The following is a 2468-nucleotide window of genomic DNA, read 5'->3' as shown; positions in this document are numbered from 1 at the left end:
GTGACCTCGCCCAGCTGGGCCAGGCCGGTGAGCTCAAGCTGGGCGCTCAAATCCTCAAGTCCGTGAAGGCCCCCATCAAGATGATGGTGGGCGAGCACGACTGGTTCCTGGACATGGGCGAGCTGTGGCGCGACCTGTTCGGCGCGCCCAACTACTCCTTCGACCACAAGGGCGTGCACTTCGTGGTGCTCAACTCCATCCACGAGAAGGACTTCTGGACGGAGCGGAAGCTGTCTCCCATGGAGCGCATGAAGATCGTCGCTGGCCTGGACAATGGCATCCAGTCCCGCTTCGAAGTGGGCGCCGAGCAGCGCCAGTGGCTCCAGAACGACCTGGCCAAGGTGGCCAAGAACACGCCGCTCATCGTCTTCAGCCACTCGCCGCTCTACAAGTACTACAAGCCCTGGAACTTCTGGACCGACGACGCGGACGAGGTGCAGGCCCTCCTCAAGCCGTACGAGAAGGTCACCGTCATCCACGGCCACACGCACCAGTTGCTCAGCAACCGCATTGGCAACATCTCCTTCCACGGGATGCTGTCCACCGCGTGGCCGTGGCCGTATGCGCCCGAAGGTCTGCCCACGCTCACGGTGCCCATGAACCGCGCGGATCCGTTCAGCCAGTTCGACGGCTGCGGAGACGGGCGCATGGACGTGCTGGAGTCGGGGCTCGTGGACAAGCTCTACAACCTCTGGCAGCGCGACCCCATCACCGTGCGCGCCAGCTACCTGGGCTCCAGCGGCAAGCAGGCCTCGCCCCCCAAGCCCAAGCTGCCCACCTACTAGGACCGGAAGAGGAAATCCCTCCCATGAACCTTCGAATGAAGCTGCTCGTGGTCCCGTGCGCGGCCCTGTCCTTCGCCGGCGGCGTGGCGCTCGCCACGTCTCCGGACTCGAAGCCGGAGCCGCTGCCCAAGCACGTCCTGCCCGCGTCCAAGGACGGCAACCTGGTGCTGGGCCTGTGCGACGGTGAGACGTCCATGGAAGTGCCCGGCGTGAAGGACGGCCAGAAGCTCACGCGCGCCCAGGCCATCAACGCCACCGCGAAGCTGATGGACGACTGGCGCAAGAAGAACCCGGACGCGAACTGGGACGACGTGCCCGGCCCGGTGCTGGCGCAGGCCGCGCCCCCGGCCACGAAGAAGAACCCGCCGCCCGCGCCCCAGCCGAACCCCGGCGCGAAGCCCTCCGGCAACGACGTGCGCCAGGGCGGTGTGGGCGCGCAGACGGGCGCGAGCGCGGTGCCCCAGCAGCAGAAGGCCAACGTGCAGACGGGCCACACCTACGGCGCCTACTCCGAGCGCGACGAGCAGGTGTGGGCGGACTCCGTGCAGGCGGCCGTGAAGGAGGGCCACCGCGTGTTCCACGACGCGGAGGCGCTGGGCGGCACGGTGGGCGTGTCGTGCGACATGTGCCATCCGGACGGCGCCAACACCCACCCGGAGACCTACCCGAAGTACCAGGTGCAGCTGGGCCGCGTGGCGCTGCTGCGCGACATGATCAACTGGTGCATCGAGAACCCGGTGCGCGGCAAGCCGCTGGCGGACGGCGACCCGAAGATGCGCGCGATGGAGGCGTACATCTACGCGCAGCGCAAGGGCGTGAAGCTGGAGTACGGCAAGCACTGACGGCGCGCGGCGCTGGCGCTCATGGGGCCCCGGGGCGCTATGTGCGCTCAGGGGCCCAGGTACAGGTCCAGGGCCGTGTAGGCCGCGCAGAACGGATACGCGAGCAGCAGGCTGTAGAAGACCTGGAGCGGCGTCAGGCGCCGCCGGTCGATGACGCCCCCCGTGGGGCCGCGTTCATCCCGGCGGCGCAGGTACGTCCCCAGCGCGAAGGACACCGCCCCCGACACGAGCCATGCGTTCATGGGGGAAAGCATCAAGCGCGCTCGGACGGGGACGCAAGCCAGCCCATTCACATCCGGCTGATGAGGAAGCGGACCACGAGGAACAGCGCCATCGCGTAGGCGTACCCCAGCAGGACGCGCCCGGCGATGCGCTGCGGCGTCGGCTTGCGGGGGGCCGAGTCCTCCGGCGGCGGCGCGCGGCGCTGGTCGCGCATCACGAGGAAGCGCCCCAGCCCGAGCGCGACGATGACGGAGATGATCACGAGGTCGAAGGCATCCATGGCGGGGGAGCTTCGGGCCGGGGCCTGATGGGATTCAAGGCAAAGGGGAGCCACCCCCCTCCAGATGCACACCGCACGAACCTGTCCGACAGTCGGACAGGTTTGGAGGACCGTGGCGGGCGGCGTGGGGGGCCGAGGGTCTGGCGCGACGAGGAGGGAGTCCCTCACGAGGTCGATGGCGCGGGTGCCTTGGTCAGTGGCCTGACGGGATTCACGGCTCGGGGGCTTGCTTCCACCCCGTCAGCACCCGGTTGAATGCGGGCCCATGTCCCTCACCCCTGTCACGGACCCCAGTGGCCTGCTGGAGCGCGCGCCGCGTCTGACGGAGCTGCTGCCGGA

4 protein-coding genes are annotated in these 2468 nt (G+C 68.9%); 2 read left to right on the top strand and 2 right to left on the bottom strand.

Annotated features, from left to right (window positions below):
* Together D7W79_RS41060 and D7W79_RS45550 are read left to right on the top strand one after the other, a co-directional pair.
* Positions 1-785, top strand: a 785-nt coding sequence (locus D7W79_RS41060; RefSeq protein WP_120530624.1) for a metallophosphoesterase family protein, incomplete at its 5' end; no start/stop codon positions are given.
* Positions 786-808: 23 nt separating this feature from the next.
* Positions 809-1627 (top strand): c-type cytochrome, encoded by an 819-nt coding sequence (locus D7W79_RS45550; protein ID WP_244222258.1) that lies wholly within the window; start codon positions 809-811, stop codon positions 1625-1627.
* 47 nt (positions 1628-1674) lie between these two features.
* On the opposite strand, the gene D7W79_RS41050 is transcribed toward D7W79_RS45550, so the two are convergent.
* A complete protein-coding gene (locus D7W79_RS41050; protein WP_120530623.1) occupies positions 1675-1869 on the bottom strand; it encodes a hypothetical protein in 195 nt (64 codons plus the stop codon).
* Positions 1870-1916: 47 nt separating this feature from the next.
* Complete coding sequence (locus D7W79_RS41045) at positions 1917-2129, bottom strand: hypothetical protein (protein ID WP_120530622.1); 213 nt, start codon at positions 2127-2129, stop codon at positions 1917-1919.
* Between the last annotated feature and the right edge of the window lie 339 nt (positions 2130-2468).

Source organism: Corallococcus exercitus, assembly GCF_003611585.1.
In the GTDB taxonomy this organism is placed as follows: domain Bacteria; phylum Myxococcota; class Myxococcia; order Myxococcales; family Myxococcaceae; genus Corallococcus; species Corallococcus exercitus.
This window is presented reverse-complemented; position numbering and strand designations above follow the sequence as displayed.

Coding starts and splice junctions, on each gene's coding strand:
- D7W79_RS41045 (WP_120530622.1), bottom strand. CDS start 2,129: ATGGATGCCTTCGACCTCGTGATCATCTCCGTCATCGTCGCGCTCGGG.
- D7W79_RS41050 (WP_120530623.1), bottom strand. CDS start 1,869: ATGAACGCATGGCTCGTGTCGGGGGCGGTGTCCTTCGCGCTGGGGACG.
- D7W79_RS45550 (WP_244222258.1), top strand. CDS start 809: ATGAACCTTCGAATGAAGCTGCTCGTGGTCCCGTGCGCGGCCCTGTCC.